Genomic DNA, 19460 nt, shown 5'->3' with positions numbered 1-19460 from the left:
AAAAAAGAGGGGTAAATCTGTGGCAGCGACCAGGGGGCGTGAACGGTAAAAGAATTAAATAAGCGCTAGCTAGCTTCTGATACAGAGTAATGAGCCGGCTAGCGCTCATCGGTCATGCTCGAGCCTGTTCGGTCGCCTGGCTGGACAGGAAGATCTTGTCGAGTAGCAGTTGCTTAATGTCGATCGGATTGATGAGCTCGTCCTGCTGCTGGATGTCGCCAATAAATATGGGAAAATATTCCGGGGCTACATCGGTTATACCGTGAGATCCCTTCACTAGATGTGCATCAAGGGGGGTAATATCTAGGTTTGCACGGATACCAATTTTCTTTAGAAAAAGCTTGTACATCGCTCTTGATTTGGAACTCATGAACATCTCAACGGGGTCGTACCCAGGTTTCTTGTGGATATCGACCATGCGCGCGTAATCGGGCGCTACAGCGTCGTTCTCCCAGAAGTAATAGGTAAACCACGCTTCCCGCTCGGCAAGAAGAACGAGGTCGCCGGCGCGCTCATGGTTGATGTGATAGGCCGCCATCTCGTCCTTATCGAGTACTTTGGCGATGCCTGGCGTTTCAGCTAGGAGCTGCTTAACTTGCAATTTTACCTGTTCGTCTTTTACATGCACATGGGCTATTTGATGATCCGCTACGGCAAACGCTTGGCACGCTGCTGCATCAAGAAGCTCTCTGCCCCTTTCGATGCGTAGCTCTAGGAGTCCTTGTTTTCGTAGTATCCTGTTGATATGAATGGGTTTATTCACTGGGGCAATTCCGTATTCGGAAAGAAGTACGACCTCTACGTTCCTTGTGGAAAAGAAATTGATGAGCTCACCTACCAAATCGTCGATCACCCGAAGCTCAGTGTGCGTGTGCTTGCTATTGGGGCCATACTTTTGTAGGCAGTAGTCTAGGTGCGGTAGGTAGATAAGGTTCAGCGTGGGGTGGTGTTTCTTTTCTACAAACATTGCTGCATCGGCAATCCATCTGGAAGATTTGATGTTCGCCGTTGGTCCCCAGAAATTAAACAGCGGGAAGGGCCCGAACGCTTGGGTGAGCTCATCGCGCAGTGATGCGGGGTGAGCATAGCAGTCCGGGATTTTACGGCCATCGGCGAGGTAATTTGGTCGCGGTGTTGCGGAATAGTCGGCTTGATTATACATATTATACCACCAAAACATCTGCGCGCAGGTGAAATCGGAGTTCATCCTTTTTGCCGTTTGCCAGATGCTCTCGCCTTGCACCAGGTTGTTAGATTGTTTCCAGAATTTTATCTCCGCATCGACATGATCATACCAGCCGTTACCCACGATACCATGATCTTTGGGGTATAGCCCGGTGAGGTAGGTGGTCTGCGTGCTTGTGGTCAGCGCCGGAAGTACGGGCTTTATCTTGTACAGTTTATGCTTATCGATAAACTTTTGTATGTTGGGCGTGTGGGTACCGATGACTGATGAGGATAGCCCCACGATGTCAATTACTGCTGTTCTTTTCATACTTTGGAATTTAAGATGCCCACTAGCCAGTTGAGCTCCCTTGCGATGGACTCATGAATCGGGATTTGAAGGCTTTGGGGTAGTACGCCCCAGGTATAGGTTTCTACCTCGAAATGTTTTGTTCGAGAGCGCTGCTGGTCTAGCTTCATCACTTCGATGATGTCCTCTTGGGTGGAGCTAAGTGCGCCGTAGCTTTCTAGAAAGATGGGCACATGAAAGTGGCTACGCCACTCTTGGTGTGATTCCGAGTCATTATCGGCTAGCGCTTCGGGAAGATCTCTATATTTTACTAGGGTGCCTGTGGCATCTTTAGCAATTACCTGGTGCAGGTAGATGGGTTCATCAAACTCGTGCAATTTATCCTTTTGTTCTTTGCGCAGTTGCGGGTCGCTTGCTAGTCGGACTTTAAGCGCGGAGCTGACCTGAAATTTACCGATTTTGATGCCTGCGGATGCAAGCTGGTCCATGCAAAGAGCGTGATCTTCGTATTCCAGGGCGAAGTGACAGATGTCGTAGCATATGCATATATGCCGCTGGATGAGCTCGGTAATCTGCGTGGTGGTCATGGCGTAGCGCTCCTGGAAGTAGCGCAAACCTAATGGTAGCAGTTCATCGCGGTACCAGCTGATAAATTCAGCGGAATCTTCAATCATTCCATCTGGCTCTGGCTCGATGTCCAGATGCATATATACCGAGTCGTCCCGTTGTTTTTGATACAGATGGTCGGCAATCTGTAAGATGTGCTCGGTACATTGGGTTCTTTTTTCGAGGTATTGCTCACCCGCTTGGTTGTCCCAAAAGCGGTAGGAAAGTGGTGAGGTGGATACGCCACCCTCCTGGCCCTGGGGCAGCAGTTGTGCGAGTATATCAAAGAGCTTCTTGGTGTACTGCAGGCGTTCTTTTGTAGTCCAGTCTGGGGCGTGTACCTTGTCTTTAACACGTTTGAGATGGAAGTCACCATAGGGAAATCCATTCATGGTAAACACGTATAGATCGTTCTCGGTTAGCCACTGCTTAAACTCCTGCAACGCTGGTGCTAGCGAGAGTTCCTGGGCTGCTTTTGCGGACAGCCGCAGGCCGAGTCCAAAGGGCTGCACAGGCGAGACGCTCGCTTTGACAAGCGGGACGTTGGTTTTGAGTTCACGGAAGTGTTCATGCCACCCTTCTCCGGGATGAATGTTGCTGCAGTACGATATATGGGAATTAGCGAGCTGCATGGCTTACTCCTTCCTTTTTTGAATATGTTTTTAAAAAATCGATTGCTTGACGTATTAAGGCGTGATCCATCTGGTGATAGTCTTTACCCGTTCCCAGTGCGCTCAGCAACACGACGGTTAACTTCCCGCCGAGGTGTTCTTGGAAATCAAGTAGTCCGGCCAGTAAGATGTCGCGCGTATCTTCGTTATCGAGCACCGGGTGGTATATCGGAAGGCCCAGTTGCATGAATAGGTCGATAACCGTGCGGGCTTCATGCTCAGCGATGTTCCCTATGTACAACGAGTATAGCACGTCGATCGCTAGACCGATGGAAACTGCCTCGCCGTGCAAAAGCTCAAAGTTTGTCATCTGTTCGAGTTTATGGGCGCTCCAGTGCCCAAAATCTAGCGGACGCGAGGAGCCTAGCTCGAAAGGGTCTCCATTACGGATGTGTGCGAGATGGAGCTCTGCGCAGCGGTATATCAGCTCCCCCATTTTTTGCGAGGACTTCGTCCGTAGGTCTTCCGCATGCGCTTGTATCCAATGAAAAAATGGGAGATCTTTTATTAAGGCCACTTTCACGGCCTCGGAAATCCCGGCGAGCCATGAACGATCGTCGAGCGTCTGCAGGAATGCAGCGTCGTTGAACACGGCTACTGGCGGGGCGAAGGTGCCTAGGAAATTCTTTTTTCCGGTGTAGTTTACCCCGTTTTTTACGCCTACTCCGGAGTCGTTCTGCGAGAGTACGGTTGTAGGAATGCGGATGTGTTTTATCCCACGGTGGGCAACCGCCGCAGCGAACCCCGTTAGGTCCAGCAGTGCTCCTCCGCCTATTGCAACGATATAGGAGTGGCGATCGACACCATATTGATCGACGGCGCCAATGATCTGCTCGAGGCTTTTAGGATCATTCTTACAGCGTTCCCCGCCCGGTAACACAAGCGGCTCACTGGTCAGCGTGACATTTTCAATATCTTTGAAGTAGTTACGTATCTGATCAAACAGCTTGGGGTGTTTGTTCAGCATCCCATCGTCAAGTACAAAAAGTATCTTTTGCTTGAACATGGGGGTGCTGTGCGCGGATAAGAATTCTCGAAAGGTATCGTTTCCTAAAGTGAATAGTCCGTCGGTGAAGTATATATTGTATTGATAGTCAATACGGAAGTTTTGTTCTAATGTACGCTCCATCGTTTAAGGGTTTAGGTTACGGCGAATTTTTTAGCTAAATAAATAGAAATCGGTAATATGGCGCAAACGATTAGGGCAAGCAGCCAGAAGCCCGAAAGTGCAATCCAGCTGGCATTCATCAATATGAGCGCTAATACACCTGATTTTACGGCTGCGCGTACGTCCAGCGGCTCGAGGGATCGGAGCGCTTTGAGCAGCGGACGAAAAATCATCACGGTAAAAAGAAAGATGAACGCTAGGGCTAGGAAATGCTTAGAAATAAAGGTGAAATATACCAGGGTACATAGCACAACCGCGTAAAGAGTAGCCGATACGAGCATCGCTGTTCGGTTGTTTCCATATACCTCTCCGCGGCTGATATTTGTCACTGCGGCGATATAGATAATGGGTATTATCGCGATGTACCAGTGCTCTAGGGCAGCGGGTATCACAGCCAGGCCCAGCAGCAGATTTAACCCGCGGCATGCTCCCATAGCGATGGGGCCGGCGAGAAAGTGGTGCTTGGCGATGCCGTTATATAACACGCACATCAGGACGATTGCCAGGGAAAGGGTAAAGGCACTGATGTTCACTACTAGAGCTAGTGCGCAACCTAGTAGGAAAGCGATGCCAACCAGCCAAGCTGCCCCAGCGCGTTTCACCTGCCCTGAGGGGATAGGCCGCTCGGGGCGCTCCTCTGCGTCAAGTTTGGCGTCGAACACATCGTTCAGCACGATACCTCCAGTATAAAGTAGCATGCTTGACAGGATGATGAGCAGCAGTGTGCTCGGTCCGGGCAGCGCGCCCTCAAGAAAAAGACAAGCAAGGGCGACTCCAGCGAGCACATCGGATATTGCCGTGAGCACGTTGGACGGCCGGATAAGTTGGATCCAGGGTTTCAACATCAAGACGCGCGGTTAGGATATAATAATAGAATCTTTATTAATCCGTGGCTGTTGTCCGCCTCGTAAAATTGTATTGCCTTCGTATTTTTCACTTGGGTCGGCAAAGAAAGTCTCCTCGAGCTTGGAGAGATCAAGGTGCTCATGCAGGCGGAATGCCTTTAGCGCGTTGTGGTATGTTACCTTCTCTACGTCGGCCTGTGCGATGCCACTTTGCAGCATCAGCGCTGCAGTTTTGGGTACAGCCAGCGGGTCACTTATTCCCCAGTCTGCCGCAGAGTTTACTAAGATGCGCTCGGGACCGTAGCGTTTGACGATCTCGACCATGCGCTCGTTGCCCATCTTTGTGAAGGGGTATATGGTGAATGCCGCATAAAAGCCGCGATCGAGCACTTGCTCCACGGTTTCCTCAGAATTGTGGTCGATGATTACCGAAGCAGGGTCTAAACCATGCTCGATGGCAATATCCATACTGCGCACGGTTCCTTTGGTTTTATCACGATGCGGTGTATGTACCTGTACGGGGATGCCCGCCTGTTTTGCCAGCTCGAGCTGCGCGCGGTAATATTTCTCTTCGGCGGCCGTTTGGTCGTCAAAACCGATCTCACCGATCCCCAGTACACCTTCTTTGTGAATGAAGTGCGGTAGCATGTCCATCACCTGCTCGGCTAGGGGCTCGTTGTTGGCCTCACGGGAGTTAAGGCCGATTGTGCAAAAGTGGCGTATACCAAACTGCGAGGCGCGAAAGCGCTCCCAGCCGATAAGGCTATTGTAATAATCTTTAAATGAGTCGATACCTGTTCGAGGCTGTCCTACCCAGAAAGCGGGCTCAATGACCAGCAGTACGCCGGCATCGAATAGAGCTTGGTAGTCGTCTGTCGTGCGGGAGACCATATGAATATGGGGATCGACGAACTTCAAGTCTTTTATGATATTAAGATCGAGCGGCATGGGTTTTCCCATGGCTGCTGGATCTCTGTTTAAATCTGTACACATTCCTTAAAGTGTTAAATAGTTCTCTAATAGCGCTTCACTACTTTTTCTCGCCTGCTGCGCAGAACCCGTGGGTGCCGAAGCGTAGTGTAGGGAAACCTGCTCTGTGATGTAGCGTTCCCTAGCACTCTGGGGCGAGTCAAGCCGTTGCATTAATATTTCTACTGCCCGTGGGGGTAGACTGTCCCTGACTAATAGCCACAAAAGAGGATGTATCTCGCGCTGCGCGGAGTCTCTTTCATAGATGTAGTCCACAATCGAGGCTTGCAACTGATCGTTTGCCCGGCCCAGTAGACCATAAATATAAGGAATATCTTTTTCGGTAAAAAATGCTTTTAGCACCAGCTGGTTCCAGGCGTCTTGGTTAAGATGCTGGGCAGGATACTTGTTTTGCTCGATGATGGCCTGTTGAACAGGGCCGATATTGCTACGGATGCCTATCTGACAGCGTTCTACCCATTCTTGGGAGTATTTATAGATGTTCAACGCCGAGTAGAGTGCGGTGAGCTCCTGCATGTCGGCATAGTCGAAAAGCTTTTCGATGAACGCTTTGTAGGGCACCTTTTGATCGTCTATTAGGCTGAGCATCCAGACACGCGCGAGTCTAAGAAGGGTCCACTGATGAATGATCAGTGGACTGTCTTCCGAGGTTACTATGCTTACTACAAGTTCTTTTGTCTGCGGCGATAGCTGGCGCGAAAGCGGCAAGTAAACTTTGTTGAAATATGTTTTGTAATCGGATAAAATCAGTTCTTCAGCGTCTTGTAAATAGCTGCTCTCCTCGGAACTGACCCGTGATAACAGGGCATCCCGTAGTTGCACTTTCCATTCCATTCTTGTTATTCTTAAATCCTACAACTGTTTTACGGTTCAATTACTTTTATTTTCATGTCTTTGTACTCGATCTTCATCGGTGGGCCTACATGTACCTGAACACCGATTAGCCCTTTGTCTTTACGATTCTGGGTGTCGTTGTCAGTTACTTCGGCAATTACTTGGCCGTTGAGCAGATGAGTGAGTTTGTTGCCGTGAGCGCGAATTTCGATCTCGTTCCAGTCGTTTGGTTTAAGGAATGTGAGCATCTGTTCCTGAGTCGCTACGGAATCCACAACTTTTAGGTTCGTCCAGGCATTACCTTGTGATTCACCTTTGTGTTCAGCGGTTGGATCGAGAATTTCGGTAGACTGCCCGCGGTAAGCTAGGGTCGTACGTTTACGCTCTTCGTAGTTTTGTCCCGTGTAGCGCTGCTGTCCGTCGATGTCGGCCTGGTAGCCTTTGAGGGCATTGGGAACATCGGAGACAAGGTCGCTGCGGTAATTAATTCCGCTGTTTCCTTTTTCAGAAATTTTGAACTGCGCTTTGAGCTCAAAATCGCCTACCTGGCCGCCCTGCCATATTAGGAATGTATTGTTTTTCAGGGGCTCTTGGTCGGCGCGAATTTCCCCGGTAAGAATCTCACCATTCATATGCCAGTAGGTGGTGTCTCCTTCCCAACCTTGTAGGCTACCTGCGGCAAACATATCGACGAAGCCGTCCTGTTCGGTGGTGGAAGCTGTCGTTATGCTGTCAGTGTCTGTCGCCTCTTGGTTAGCGCTGCTTCCGCCACATGCTACAAGTAGTGCAGATAGGCCGAGGCAGAGGCAGCTGTTTTTTAATCTATTTTTCATTTTTTTGTGGGTGTTTATTATTTAGTCTTTCCAGTCAACGCGAGTATCTTCCCAGCGCTTGTTGTTTGCCGAATTGATGACCGCTTCGCATACCTTTTGTGTCTCTAGGGCATCGCGAAACGTCGGATGACACGGCTCTCCGGATTCTAGAGATGCTAGAAAGTCGGCCACTTGGTGCACAAAGGAGTGCTCATAGCCAACCGAAAGGCCGGGTACCCACCATTTGTCCATGTATGGCTGATCGCCGTCCGTTACGTGTATCGAGCGCCATCCTTTAAGAATCGATTCATCCGCATTATTGAAATATTCGAGCCGATTGAGATCGTGGAGATCCCATTTTACGGATCCTTTCTCGCCGTTGATTTCAAAGGTGAACATTGCTTTATGTCCGCGGGCATAGCGGGTGGATTCGAATAGGCCTAGTGAGCCATTTTCAAAGTGGCAGTGGAAGATCGAGGCGTCGTCAATTTTCACGTCTTCGATCTTGCCTGTATCCTCGTGCTTGCGCTGCTTAACGAAAATTTCCGTTACCGCCGAGACGTCCTTTATGCCGCCGTTGAGCCACATAGCAAGATCAATACAGTGCGCTAATAAATCGCCCGTTACTCCCGAGCCGGCAGCCTCCGCATCCATCCGCCAGAACGCCCTTCCACCTTGGGGTAGATCTTCGTTTATTGTCCAGTCTTGCAGAAAGTTGGTGCGGTAATGAAATATTTTACCCAGTTTGCCGCTCTCGACGATCTGCTTGGCGAGGGTCACCGCCGGTAGCCTCCGGTAGTTGTACCAAATGGTGTTTTTGACGTTTTTGCTTTCGACCGCTTGGACCATCTTTTCTCCTTCGGCGAGGTTTCGAGATAGAGGCTTCTCGCAGAGGACCATCTTTCCCGCTTCTGCCACAGCGATAGCAATCTCGCTATGCATATTGTTGGGCGTACAGATGTCTACTGCATCGATATCATCGCGCGCGATGAGTGCTTTCCAGTCCGTCTCGTAGGATTCGTATCCCCACTGCTCTGCGAAGGCTTTTACTTTATCTTCACTGCGCGAGCAGACAGCCTTTAGAACAGGCGTGTAGGCTAGGTCAGGGAAAAAGTTACTTATTCGTTTATATCCATTGGAGTGTGTTCTTCCCATAAATCCACATCCAATTAAACCAATTCTTATTTCTTTCTTACTCATAATAATAATGCTTTTTGTTGTTACTCGGACCAGCCGTTTGCCTTACGTACGTCGATTAGCGCTTTAAGGATGTCGTTCCATGTCTGCTGCTCGTGCATGACGCTGTTGGGGAACATACAACCGTCCCAGCAGATATGGTTAAAGACTTTGCTCGGGTTTCCCTTCTCGTCCTGGAGCCAGAATCCGGCGTCCTTTGCGATATCTAGACGTCCGTTGGGGTCTGTCGGTAAGCAGTGTCTTCCTGTTTTGTCGTGTGAACCAGAACCAAAAACTGTACCGTCGTTTTGGGCCACGTGGAAGTCTATGGTCCATGGGCGCAGCTTGTCGGTTAGGAATTTCAGTCCACGCTCAAGTTCCTGGCGGTCGTCCCAGTTGAAGTCGGCTTTGAGGATACGGTCCTGGGGCGCGTTATAACCCAAAAGGTATAGGAAGGTGTGCGACATGTCGGCTTGAAAGCCAATATTTTCGCGGTCCACCTGCTCGAGTGTGTCGATCATGGTGCGCCAGCTGTGCATGCCGCCCCAGCAAATCTCGCCTTCGGCCGCTAGGCGTTCCCCGTAGGTTGCTGCCACGTCACATGCCCGGCGGAATGTGTCGGCAATCAGCTTCGTGTTCTCTGCCGGGTTTTGCGCCCATTGTTCGACACCTGTTGCTGAATCAATGCGGATGACGTTCGCCGTGCGTATCCCCTGATCGCGCAATTTGGCACCCATCTTGGCGGACTTTTCGATGATCTCCACAAATTTATCGCGCTCTTGGGCAGTGCCCATGGCCGAACCGCCATCGGGCGGCCATATGGGCGCAACAAGGGTGCCTATCTCGAGGCCATAACCGCCGATTTTATCGGCAATAAATTTTACATTATCGTCTGAAGGGTCGAGTTTCACGTGGGGCTCGAATAAGCCCAGATCGACGCCGTCAAATTTTATACCGTCGACCCTGGCGGCCGCTGTTTTTTCGAGCAGTTCATCCAGGGCAATAATGGGTTCTTGGTCTCCTTTTCCTACGATGCCCGGCCAAGTGGCATTGTGTAGTTTTGGTCTGTTGTTTATTGGCATAACAAAACGTTTTATGGGTAAAAAAATTATCCTTCTATTGTTAAATCAGGGTTTTCAGGGCCGAAGTGTTTCAACATAACGATTGGATCGGTTTGGGAATGATTGTGTATCGTGACGCCACGTTTTGCAGCCACTTCAGATACAAAAAACTCATCGCTTGTCAGTTGTCCATAGCGGATGAGCGCTGGTGTTTCAATTGTCCAGTCGTTCAACTTTCCGTGTCCTTGCATCATGATTAACCCGTATGCAGCAGCATCGGTGATGGTCACTGTCTGCCCAGGAAATACGGTAAGCTCTTTCGCGCTGAACGCGGTTGATTTGTAAACGATCCATTTCTCGGAATATCCCGCAGCTTCCATCTTCGTTTGGTCCTCTACGGGTAGAGGTGCCATAAACCTGTTTTTCATCATATCAGGGTCCACGTTAAGGTCCCAGTCGATAATGTCCATCAGCGCGTCGTAGTCGCCTTTTTTCTCTTCGGGAAGACCTTTCCATAACAGCTCTTCAGGAATGATGGCTTCGTTTACAAGGGACTGATACATAGCAAATACATCGGAAGCTTTCTGCGGCTCGTAGGTACATAGACTCCCTGGCGCGTGCAGCAGTCCTGGAGGAACGTCCCAGCCTGTTCCAGGCTCAAGTCGGTATGCTTGGGAGTAATTGGTAATCTTGTTGTCTCCTTTGGAAAAGTTCTCAAGACATTCTTTGATCTGCGCTTTGGGTGTACCCGGAGCGATACCGATGAATGTATAAGGGAAATCTCCTCCGTGATTATTTAGCTGCGGCGGGAAGTAGTAAGCTTCGGGCTTCCCGTCCTGCCCAATATCGGCGGCTTTCTCGTCGTTGTGATGTATATGGTGGGGGAGCGGACCCATGTTGTCAAAGAACTTGGAATACATCGGCCAGGATTGGTATTGATCCCACAAGCGGTCGCCGATAAGCTTTCCTTGGAGGTGGTTTACGCAGTCGGATAGTAGTACCTGCTCTGTTTTACCTTCATTTTCATATACAACGAAGCTGAGGCCCTCAAATTCACCCGTCAGCGGGCCATTTTTTGCGGGCGTTGTGGAAGAGAACCAACGTTCATCGATACCACCACGCTCGCCACCGAGCACATAATAATCATCGGGATGAAGTTTTATCCTTCTCCCTGGTACACAGAAAGATCGAGGTACCCAGTTTGGCGCTAGGCGTAATACTCCGTTTCCTTGTTCAAATGCTTTTTCGATTATTTCCATTCCTTAGAGTTTTATAGATTTATATATGAATTTACAAATTCTGTTCGTTTTTGTGGGTCTTGAATGATATCCACTTGAAGGCTATATTTTCGCGACTCTCCGGGAGCTAAACGGATGAGGTCTCCATTCTGGCGCGCATGGCTCTGTCCCAGGGGAGGGTGCGTTCCGGGTTCGAGCCCCGCCACATACTCGCCTGTTCCCCAGTGCTGCCAGTTGGTAAGCCAAGGTAATTGTTTTTTGTGAAACCTAATGCGTAAAGCAAAATCCAGCTGTGGATTATTAATACCGCAGGATGCTATTCCTTCTTGGTCCGCTTCGACGTCTATCAGCGCAGCCTCCTCGCCGGTGCCGCTATGGCTCTGCATTGGCTCGGGGCAGCTGCGGAAGTTTTCCCCTTTTTTGAAAATCTTCGCCCGCTGTTCTCCCTCACGGGAGGTCCATTCTCCTTTCCAGAGAATTTGCGCACCCGGCGCCACCAGCGGGTAGCCGAAGTTCATGTGGTAGAGCAACATGTGCGGAACCTGGATGTTACCGATATTCGTTATTTCATCCTCTAGATAGATCGTGGGCTCACCGAGGACACAGCGAATGGTGCGTTTAATTTCGATGTTATACCCCAGTGGATGCCCTTGAAATATCTTTCCTATGATGCTCATTTGCTTATCACCCGCGGTTAGATTGGGCTGTTTTATGCTGAGCAGTTCGGCGGGAGTATTGCTATACTGATCGTGTAAGCCGCGGCTTCCGTAAGCGTCTTGCTCGGGACCGCCGGCATGGGTGACTCCGCAAGTGGTGAGCAACCCTCCTCCGAAGGTCCGCAGCCAGTTAATACCCGAGTCCGAGAACGGTTGTGGGGCCGTCACTCCGAGTCTAGATAGCCATACTAAATTGTGCTGGTTGAAGCTGGCATCGCTGATGTCCATGCCGCGGTCTATGACGACCTTAAAACGAAGGCCGGCGCCCGTATTCACCCACGCAATACGGGTACCATTTGCTCTTCCGTTATCTAAAACGGAGGTTTCGATGCCGCCGACCTGCGCATGGTGGGAGACCAACTCTAACCATTCTTTTTTTGTATCTTTCACGTTACTTTTTCTTCGTGTATACGTCTGCTTTTTCATTCCCGCCAGCCATTAAGTAAGCGATAATATCGTTGAGCTCCTGCGGATTTAAGCTATTCAGCGTTCCAGGAGGCATGATCGATACCTCAGACACTTTAATTTCCGAGACATCTTTCTTTGGAAGTTCAATGGTCACCTGGGGGGCATAAGGGTTTTGAGAAATTATATAGGCTTTCTCATTCTCGCCCATCAGGCGTCCGAGTTGCTTGGTGCCATCCTTAAGATGGAATAGCTTCGACTCGTACTGATCGGAGATCACTTTGCTTGGCTCGATGATGGATTCCAGCATGTCTTTTTGCGAGAAGCGTGTTCCCAGCTGCGTGAGATCTGGTCCGACGGACCCACCGCTACCTTTCACGGTGTGACAGGATCCGCAGTTGATCGCTAGAAATAGCTCTTCACCGCGCTTGAAGTCGGGTTGTATGTCTGCTGAATCTAAGTACTTGAGTGCCGTGTCGATTTTCCAATTTCTACCGGGCCCTTCTGGCGGCGGTACCGAGGAGGCTAGACGGTTTCCCGCTTGGTTGACGAGTGAGTCGCCCGATAACTCTGCGTAGTGTTCTTTTTGCTCTTTTGGTAAGTTCGCAAGCGCTATTTTACGCGCTTTATCGATAAATCCGATGTAGCTGTTACCACCTTTATAGCCAAAGGCTTTGTAATACCATTTGAAATATTCTGTCTGCAGGTCTTCTGTCCAGCCTTGCTTAGCCTCGCTAAGCATTGTTGCGAGGTATATTTGTTGTGCTGGTGGTATGTTGGCTAGCATGTCGGCGATCGCTAAACCGTACTCGGGGTTACGTAAGATGAGGTTCGAGGAGCTCATGAAGTTGGAGCTACTGGTGCTGTCATCTTTTGCCGAGTAGATCAGTGGTACCGTTTTCTCGACGACTGATTGATCGTCGATCGCCACAAGCACCTTACCCAAACTGCGATTTACTGCGTTCACTTTTGAAGGGTATAGCGGTGATAAACGGGCCGCTAGCGCATCTCTTGTTTGACCTTCTGGCTTGCCCATACGGTAGAGAAGTGTTTCATAGACGCGCAGCACATTGAGCAGTTTCTCTTGGGTTATCCGGTCGAGCGGAATAAGGGCCATCCGTGCTAGCAGGCGATCGCGCAGAGCCGGTTGGGGCGCTGCTGTGCGCGCTAGGGCGAGTACGCCTTCGGTAAGCTTGGTGATGCTTCGTTCCGAAAATACCAGCGACTCCCATTCTTGTAGGGGTTGGTGTTCGATAGCTATGCGCGCGGCATAACGGACATGGCGATCTGGATTTCCCAAATGCTCCCACATTTTTTTTGCCGTTCCGGCTGGTGAAGGCTTGTGGTACTGCTCAATTTCTTTGCGCAGGGCAAATTCGGGGCTAAAATTGGGCTGCTCGAGCTTTTTGGCAGGGTCTATTTCATCTTGTTCCTTGTAATATACGCGGTAGATATCCGATTCGAGCTTACGCCCTCCTGTTAGGAAGTACAATGCGCCGTCTGGGCCAATTTCGCCGTCGGTGAGTGGTAAGGGAGACCCCGCGACAAACTCCTCGGCTTTAGCCGCATAAGTGGCGCCTTTAGGCGTTAGCTGCACGGAGTAGATGATTCCAAAGCTCCAATCGAAGGCCAGTAGGCTGTTTCGGTATTTATCTGGGAAACGTGCCTTGCTAGCAAATAGGAGGTTGGTGGGCGATCCCTGACCGACGTTAAGCAGCGCTGGTAGGTTGTCCAGGTAGTTTTCATCCCATTTGGCATTCCCTGTGCGCCATCCAAATTCGCTGCCTGAAGTAACATGTAAAAGGCGCGTAGGGCGATACCAGGGCATTCCGAAGTCCCATTCCATATCTGAATCGTAAGCGAATAGTTCTCCCTGATCGTTGAAAGCGATGTCAAATGAGTTCCGGTAGCCGGCGCTGATGAGCTCCCAATTTTTACCATTGAAATCTGTCTTTGCTATCCATCCGCCAGGTTCCTTACGATCTGTGGCGTGGCCCTGGGGATCCAGGATGTGCGGAAATAAGTTGTCGCGTTGCCATGTTGGCGGTAGTCGGTAGCTGTCCATCTTGGTCAGGTCGGTGTGGTTTCCCGCCACGATGTAAAGCGAGGTGGAGTCGGGCCCCAGCACGATGCTGTGCGGACCATGCTCGCCTTCACCATGAATGGCCCGCAGCAGCGTTAATTTATCGAGCTTGTCGTCGTTATCTGTATCGTCCAGCCGGTACAGGCCGCTTCCCTTTTCGAACTCGTCATTTGGAAAGTGATTGATCATCACATACAGGCTGCCGTTTGCCCATAGAAGACCTTGCGCGTAGCCGATGCCTACCTTCTTGGTCGTATCTGCTGGATCGCTTTTTTCACTCGGGAAATCTAAGGGTTCTATCTTCGGCTGCACGGTGCTGTCGGACCCAATTGGGGGCAGCTCGATGCGGAATAGTCCGCCATATTGATCCGAGGTGATCATCCGCCCTTTATCATCGAAGGTCATCGCTACCCAGGAGCCCTTCTCGTTATCCGAGGGGGAGTAGATATGATCTATGGCAAAGCCTTCGGGAACCGCGATCTTCTGGGTTTTGGGGTTGGTGTCTACAGACTCCTGTTCGTCGGGGCCAGCGCATGCACTCAAGATCAGCATGGCGATGCTGATCTTGAGGATGTTTACGATTTTATTCTTTTGTAGCATTATTATGGGTGTTTAGTCATGGGTTGATTACCTGTAGCGCCTGCTTCTACCAGCCGGTATTCTGCTCGATACCGTTCACCTGTATCTCGCGCTGCGGGATCGGAAATAGGAGTTTATAAGGCTCTATCTTATACGAAGCGCCGCTTAGGCGCGATAGGCGTTCTTTCTCCTGGGCGCCGTGTGCATTCATTACTTGCTCGGCCTGCCCGGTACGCAGCAGCTGATACCAGCGGTGGCTCTCGAAGGCTACCTCTACGCGCTGCTCGTCGGCGATTTTTTGACGCAGGGCCTCTTTGGAGAGCCCCGATACGGCCTTGAGCCCAGCACGCTTGCGCACCTGGTTTAGGTATACATATGGGTCACCGGACCCGGTCTCATTTAGCGCTTCGGCAAGCATCAGTAACACGTGGCCATAGCGATATACAGGCCAATTTTCATTGGCGCGACCATCCTCGATATACGGGGCGTGGTAGAATTTTTTTATGAACGGCATTTTACCACCAAAAGCTTCGGCCTCGGCATAAGCCGCGTTTGAAGGGTCATCAAATAGTTGTATAGATTTATCTCGGCGCAGATCACCTTCCTCGTAGGCATCATAGATGCTCGGCGTAGGGATGTTGCTTCCCCCTAGGTTACCGGTAAAGCCTACAAGCTTGAGCTTAGCATTACGCGGGCCAAAGGCGAATATAAAGTTACTATTTTCTGCTTCGATTGACGCATCATACTGAACTTCAAAGATCGATTCTTCATTATTTTTGTCGTTTGGATTAAAACAATCGGCGTAGTCCGAGACCAGCGCGTAGCCCAGTTGCGTCACCTGCGTAAAGTTTTCGACAGCCTTGGCGTAGTCTTTACGCGTGAGATACACATCCCCCAGAAGGGTATAGGCAGCACCTTTAGTCACCCTCCCCGTGTTATTTTCATCGTATGCCTCGGGCAGGCTGGCAAGGGCTTCGCTCACATCTTGGATGATGAGCGTGTATACTTCCTCTACGGAAGCTTTGCCCTCTGTGAAGGCGTCCGAAGGGTTAGCTACTTCTTCTGTATGCAAAGGTATTTCTCCGAACAAACGCACTAAATGGAAGTGTGCAAATGCACGCAAAAATTTTGCTTCACCTGTGTACTGCTCTTTGAGCGCTTCATCGGAAAAGGGCACCTCCTCGATGCGCGAGAGTATAACGTTGGCCTGCTGAACGATGCCGAAAAGCAATGTCCAAGAGGTGTTCATATAGGTGTTTGAGGGGGTGATCAAGAATTCATCAATCTCCTCGCGCTGCTGCGCGCCACGATCGGTGGCGTCGAATTGATAATTTGTATTATCCGCGCGCATCTCTGTTAAAGCGAAAAAGTCGCTGGTATATAAACCTTGCAGCTGGCTGTATACGCCGTTTACTGCACGAAGGATTTGTCCTTCGTTTTCGTAGTAGTTCTCGCCACTTGAAAAATCGTGCGGTTTTACGTCTAGCAAGTGGTTACATGAACTCAGGCTCATAAGTGCAAAGCCCAATACTATATATTTCAATTTCATAGTCGTCGTTCTTAAAAGTTGAAGTTCAAGCCTAAAGTATAAATCCTAGGAACTGGGTATGATCCGTAATCGATACCCGGGACCAATGCTCCCGTATCTTCGCGGTTCATATTGGTACCCTCGGGGTTGCCCTCATAGCCGGTGAACAGGAATGGATTCTGAAGATTACCATATATCCGTAGATTATTGATCACCCCGCCAATGCTTTTGGGAAGGGTATAACCTATCGTGATGTTACGAATCCACAGGTAGTCGGTTTTTTCCACAAATAGCGAGTGGGTATCGCGGTACATCACGCGTCCTCGGCCGCTACCATTTGTTGTTGGCACCAAGCCACTCCCTGGGTTTTCTTCCGAGCGCCAGCGGTCGGCGATTTCTTTACGGACATTGAATACGCCGTCGATATTGTCGGTGTAAAATCGTGTGGCGTGCAGCATTTCTTGCCCGACCGATCCGACCATCATCATGCGAAAGTCGAATGCTTTGTAGCTCAGGGTGTTGGTCATGCCGAAGGTGAAGTCCGGGTACGGGTTCCCAATTACGTCAAAGTCGTCGTTGGGCGTGATCTCACCATCGCCATTCACATCGCGCATACGCAGGTTCCCTGGAATGGCCCCCGGGAAGGAAGCGTAATCTTCTAGGTCTTGCTCATTTTGATAGATGCCGTCTACTACGTAACCGATAATCATCCCTACTGGCTCGCCGATACGGGTGATGTTAGTGAAATTTCCTTCGGAGCTATTCCCAGAATAAATAGGATCGGTACTACGACCTAGGGCAATCACTTTATTCCTGTTGAAAGAGATGTTAAAGTCGGTACTCCAGGTGAAATTTTCACGAACGAAATTTTGGGACGATAGGGAGAACTCCAGACCGGTATTCTCTACGTCTCCTCTGTTCTCGGTCACTGTGCCGAATCCCGAAGATTGGGGAATAGGTGTGTTTAGTAGCAGGTCCAAGGTGTTACGCTTGTAGTAGTTTGCCGTAAATGTTAGGCGGTTGTTCCATGTGGTAAAATCTATTCCGAGGTTTAGCTCTTTCATCCGCTCCCAGCCTAATAGGCTATTTCCTAGCGTGCTCATGGTACGACCGGGCGCTAATGAGCCACCAAATATATAGTTTGCGGTCCCGATGTTGGCTAGCGCGGCGTAGTTGTTAATATTGAAGTTGCCACTACGGCCGTAGGAAGCACGAAGCTTAAGTTCGTTGATCCAGTCCTGGTCCTTCAGAAAGTTCTCCTGCGAGATGCGCCAGCCTAGGGCCACCGAAGGGAAGGATCCCCAGCGGTTGTCCTTTCCAAAGCGGGATGATCCATCCGCGCGGTAAGAAGCAGTCACTAAGTAGCGATCGAGGTAGGAGTAGTTCACCCGACCAAGGTATGATATCAGGCCCCAGTCTTCGATGCCCGTGCCTCCGGTGATACGCGCTGCCGCGTTTAGCGTCTGGATGTCATCGTCAGGAAAATTGGTGCCGTCGAAATTGGCGTCCTTTAGTTTCTGCATCTGAATGGAGTATCCTGCTAATACACTTAGGGAGTGTCCGTTGTCGGTGTTCAGCTCGTAGTTCAACGTATTTTCATTGGCCCAGTTTATGTACTGCGCTCTGTCGTAGCCTCCCGAAGGGATTGAGAGTCCGGGTGCATTTTGGTTCGGGATAATCGAGGGTCTGAAATCTTCGTGACTCTCGTCCTGGTAGTCCACGTTGAAGGTTGTCTTGAACTTCAAGTTTTCCAGGATGCTATATTCAGCGAAAGTGCTCATCAGCAATTTCAGCTTTTCATTCTTGTTGGTACGTTCCTGCAGGTGGAGTACGGGGTTTGGATTTCCGAATGCGCCCGGGGATACGATGTATGGGTTTAGTGAACCGTCCCCGTTATACATTTGGGCTACGGGTGTTGCAATTTCGTAGAATTCATCACGTCCCTGCCCGTTTATTCCGCCTTTTAAATAGGTGAGTGTCGGAGAGATGTTCATGCCTATCTTTAACTTGTTTGATAGATCTCCGTCGACGTTTGCGCGTACCGAGAAACGTTCGAAGCCTGAATTGAGCATCACGCCTTTCTGGTTTAAGTAGCCCGCGGAGACAAAAGAGCGTACATGTTCATTTCCGCCCGAGAAATTAACATTGATATCGGTCATCGGTGCCACTTGAGTCACCTCATCATACCAGTCGATACCTTCACCAAGTGAGGCAGGGTCGCGGTATTCTTCGGGTATATCCTCAAGGGTTGGCTCCCGGTTCTGCTCGTAGCGAATTTTATCTTCGATCGCCTCCTTGCGAAACTGTGCAAACTCGGAGGCGTTCATTAAGTTGGGACGACCTTTTTGTGGTACTTCCTGCAGGCCGGTGCTGGCCGAGACGTTGATACGCATGGCGCCGTCTGAACCACGTTTGGTATTGATCAAGATTACCCCGTTGGATCCGCGGGATCCGTAGATAGCTGTTGCCGAAGCATCCTTGAGCACGGTCATCGACTCGATGTCATTGGGATTGAGTGTAGCAAGCGGGTTGCCGCGTTCACTCGAGGAAGCTGGTACGGGGAATCCGTCAATAACATAAAGAGGCTGGCTACCGGCGCCGATTGCACCGATTCCTCTTACTTGTATTTTAGGGCCACCGCCGGGCGTTCCGTTGGAGGTACTAACATGGACGCCCGATATCTGGCCGGTCAGCGCTTGGTCGGGGCTGGAAATTGCCTGACCTTTGATGTTTTTCATAGACACCATGCCTACGGATCCGGTCACATCCTTTTGCTTCTGGGTGCCGTAACCCACGACGACCACTTCGGAGAGCGCTTCGGAGGAACTGTCTAAAGTGATGTTCTGCGTTCCAGTGGCATTAATAAGGAGCTCCTGGCTATTTAGACCTACTCCGGCGAAGGTTAAGGTTTGGCCCTTTTCGAGCTCAATCTCATACTTACCGCTCTGGTCGGTCGAAGTGGCTGTCGTTGTCCCCTTTACCGTTACGGTTGCCCCAGCGATAGGCAAGCCTGCCGCGTCGGTGACCGTTCCGGTAACTTTTACTGTTTGCTGCTGGAATAGGGTGCTTTCCTCGGGCTGAACCTTAACGGATATCATATCGCTATTATTGGGGTTACGCATGGTATCGGCCCCGGCCGTACCTAGCTGTGCTAAAAGTAGCGCTGGAAAGATGAGTGAAAGCTGCAAAAATCTACGTTTAGGATCATTCCCTAAAGTAGGTGCAAATACTTTTTTAAATCTCACCGTAGGCGCAACTAATCGTCTTTTACTGG

Annotated in this window: 14 protein-coding genes; all 14 read right to left on the bottom strand. The window is 50.2% G+C overall.

Annotated elements, in window-relative coordinates:
• Positions 1-112: 112 nt before the first annotated feature.
• From FM107_RS02255 to FM107_RS02190, 14 genes are read right to left on the bottom strand one after another with little or no spacing between them, the layout of a single operon-like run.
• Positions 113-1495, bottom strand: a complete 1383-nt coding sequence (locus FM107_RS02255; RefSeq protein ID WP_086946887.1) for an alkaline phosphatase family protein — start codon at positions 1493-1495, stop codon at positions 113-115.
• Entirely contained in the window at positions 1492-2712 is a 1221-nt protein-coding gene (gene eboE, locus FM107_RS02250; RefSeq protein ID WP_086946886.1) for a metabolite traffic protein EboE, read from the bottom strand. Before eboE ends, FM107_RS02255 begins: the two co-directional genes overlap by 4 nt.
• A complete protein-coding gene (locus FM107_RS02245; protein WP_086946885.1) occupies positions 2699-3880 on the bottom strand; it encodes a 3-dehydroquinate synthase in 1182 nt (393 codons plus the stop codon). Before FM107_RS02245 ends, eboE begins: the two co-directional genes overlap by 14 nt.
• A gap of 11 nt (positions 3881-3891) precedes the next feature.
• A complete protein-coding gene (gene eboC / locus FM107_RS02240) occupies positions 3892-4764 on the bottom strand; it encodes a UbiA-like protein EboC (protein ID WP_086946884.1) in 873 nt (290 codons plus the stop codon).
• A 12-nt stretch (positions 4765-4776) separates the two neighbouring features.
• Positions 4777-5757 (bottom strand): TatD family hydrolase, encoded by a 981-nt coding sequence (locus FM107_RS02235; RefSeq protein WP_086946883.1) that lies wholly within the window; start codon positions 5755-5757, stop codon positions 4777-4779.
• Positions 5758-5760: 3 nt separating this feature from the next.
• Complete coding sequence (locus FM107_RS02230; RefSeq protein WP_086946882.1) at positions 5761-6588, bottom strand: EboA domain-containing protein; 828 nt, start codon at positions 6586-6588, stop codon at positions 5761-5763.
• A gap of 29 nt (positions 6589-6617) precedes the next feature.
• Complete coding sequence (locus FM107_RS02225; RefSeq protein ID WP_086946881.1) at positions 6618-7421, bottom strand: DUF1080 domain-containing protein; 804 nt, start codon at positions 7419-7421, stop codon at positions 6618-6620.
• A 21-nt stretch (positions 7422-7442) separates the two neighbouring features.
• Positions 7443-8600 carry a Gfo/Idh/MocA family protein gene (locus FM107_RS02220; RefSeq protein ID WP_218778903.1) on the bottom strand — a complete coding sequence of 386 codons (1158 nt, stop codon included), beginning with the start codon at positions 8598-8600 and terminating at the stop codon, positions 7443-7445.
• A 20-nt stretch (positions 8601-8620) separates the two neighbouring features.
• Positions 8621-9658 (bottom strand): sugar phosphate isomerase/epimerase, encoded by a 1038-nt coding sequence (locus tag FM107_RS02215; RefSeq protein ID WP_086946879.1) that lies wholly within the window; start codon positions 9656-9658, stop codon positions 8621-8623.
• Positions 9659-9684: 26 nt separating this feature from the next.
• Positions 9685-10896, bottom strand: a complete 1212-nt coding sequence (locus FM107_RS02210) for a hypothetical protein (RefSeq protein ID WP_086946878.1) — start codon at positions 10894-10896, stop codon at positions 9685-9687.
• Positions 10897-10907: 11 nt separating this feature from the next.
• On the bottom strand, positions 10908-12017 hold the full coding sequence (locus FM107_RS02205; RefSeq protein WP_086946877.1) for an aldose 1-epimerase family protein: 1110 nt from the start codon (positions 12015-12017) through the stop codon (positions 10908-10910).
• On the bottom strand, positions 11983-14679 hold the full coding sequence (locus FM107_RS02200) for a c-type cytochrome (protein ID WP_086946876.1): 2697 nt from the start codon (positions 14677-14679) through the stop codon (positions 11983-11985). The genes FM107_RS02205 and FM107_RS02200 overlap by 35 nt, the downstream gene beginning before the upstream one ends.
• A gap of 46 nt (positions 14680-14725) precedes the next feature.
• Positions 14726-16207 carry a RagB/SusD family nutrient uptake outer membrane protein gene (locus FM107_RS02195; protein WP_086946875.1) on the bottom strand — a complete coding sequence of 494 codons (1482 nt, stop codon included), beginning with the start codon at positions 16205-16207 and terminating at the stop codon, positions 14726-14728.
• Positions 16208-16218: 11 nt separating this feature from the next.
• Complete coding sequence (locus FM107_RS02190) at positions 16219-19431, bottom strand: TonB-dependent receptor (protein WP_218778902.1); 3213 nt, start codon at positions 19429-19431, stop codon at positions 16219-16221.
• Positions 19432-19460: the final 29 nt, after the last annotated feature.

The sequence above is a fragment of the Sphingobacterium sp. JB170 genome (assembly GCF_900163865.1).
Classification (GTDB): domain Bacteria; phylum Bacteroidota; class Bacteroidia; order Sphingobacteriales; family Sphingobacteriaceae; genus Sphingobacterium.
This window is presented reverse-complemented; position numbering and strand designations above follow the sequence as displayed.

What these genes read in the sequence shown, in the direction of transcription:
- FM107_RS02195 (WP_086946875.1), bottom strand. Translation starts at nt 16,207, where the DNA reads ATGAAATTGAAATATATAGTATTGGGCTTTGCACTTATGAGCCTGAGT.
- FM107_RS02220 (WP_218778903.1), bottom strand. Translation starts at nt 8,600, where the DNA reads ATGAGTAAGAAAGAAATAAGAATTGGTTTAATTGGATGTGGATTTATG.
- FM107_RS02200 (WP_086946876.1), bottom strand. Translation starts at nt 14,679, where the DNA reads ATGCTACAAAAGAATAAAATCGTAAACATCCTCAAGATCAGCATCGCC.
- FM107_RS02205 (WP_086946877.1), bottom strand. Translation starts at nt 12,017, where the DNA reads ATGAAAAAGCAGACGTATACACGAAGAAAAAGTAACGTGAAAGATACA.
- eboC (WP_086946884.1), bottom strand. Translation starts at nt 4,764, where the DNA reads ATGTTGAAACCCTGGATCCAACTTATCCGGCCGTCCAACGTGCTCACG.
- FM107_RS02215 (WP_086946879.1), bottom strand. Translation starts at nt 9,658, where the DNA reads ATGCCAATAAACAACAGACCAAAACTACACAATGCCACTTGGCCGGGC.
- FM107_RS02245 (WP_086946885.1), bottom strand. Translation starts at nt 3,880, where the DNA reads ATGGAGCGTACATTAGAACAAAACTTCCGTATTGACTATCAATACAAT.
- FM107_RS02255 (WP_086946887.1), bottom strand. Translation starts at nt 1,495, where the DNA reads ATGAAAAGAACAGCAGTAATTGACATCGTGGGGCTATCCTCATCAGTC.
- eboE (WP_086946886.1), bottom strand. Translation starts at nt 2,712, where the DNA reads ATGCAGCTCGCTAATTCCCATATATCGTACTGCAGCAACATTCATCCC.
- FM107_RS02235 (WP_086946883.1), bottom strand. Translation starts at nt 5,757, where the DNA reads ATGTGTACAGATTTAAACAGAGATCCAGCAGCCATGGGAAAACCCATG.
- FM107_RS02225 (WP_086946881.1), bottom strand. Translation starts at nt 7,421, where the DNA reads ATGAAAAATAGATTAAAAAACAGCTGCCTCTGCCTCGGCCTATCTGCA.
- FM107_RS02230 (WP_086946882.1), bottom strand. Translation starts at nt 6,588, where the DNA reads ATGGAATGGAAAGTGCAACTACGGGATGCCCTGTTATCACGGGTCAGT.
- FM107_RS02210 (WP_086946878.1), bottom strand. Translation starts at nt 10,896, where the DNA reads ATGGAAATAATCGAAAAAGCATTTGAACAAGGAAACGGAGTATTACGC.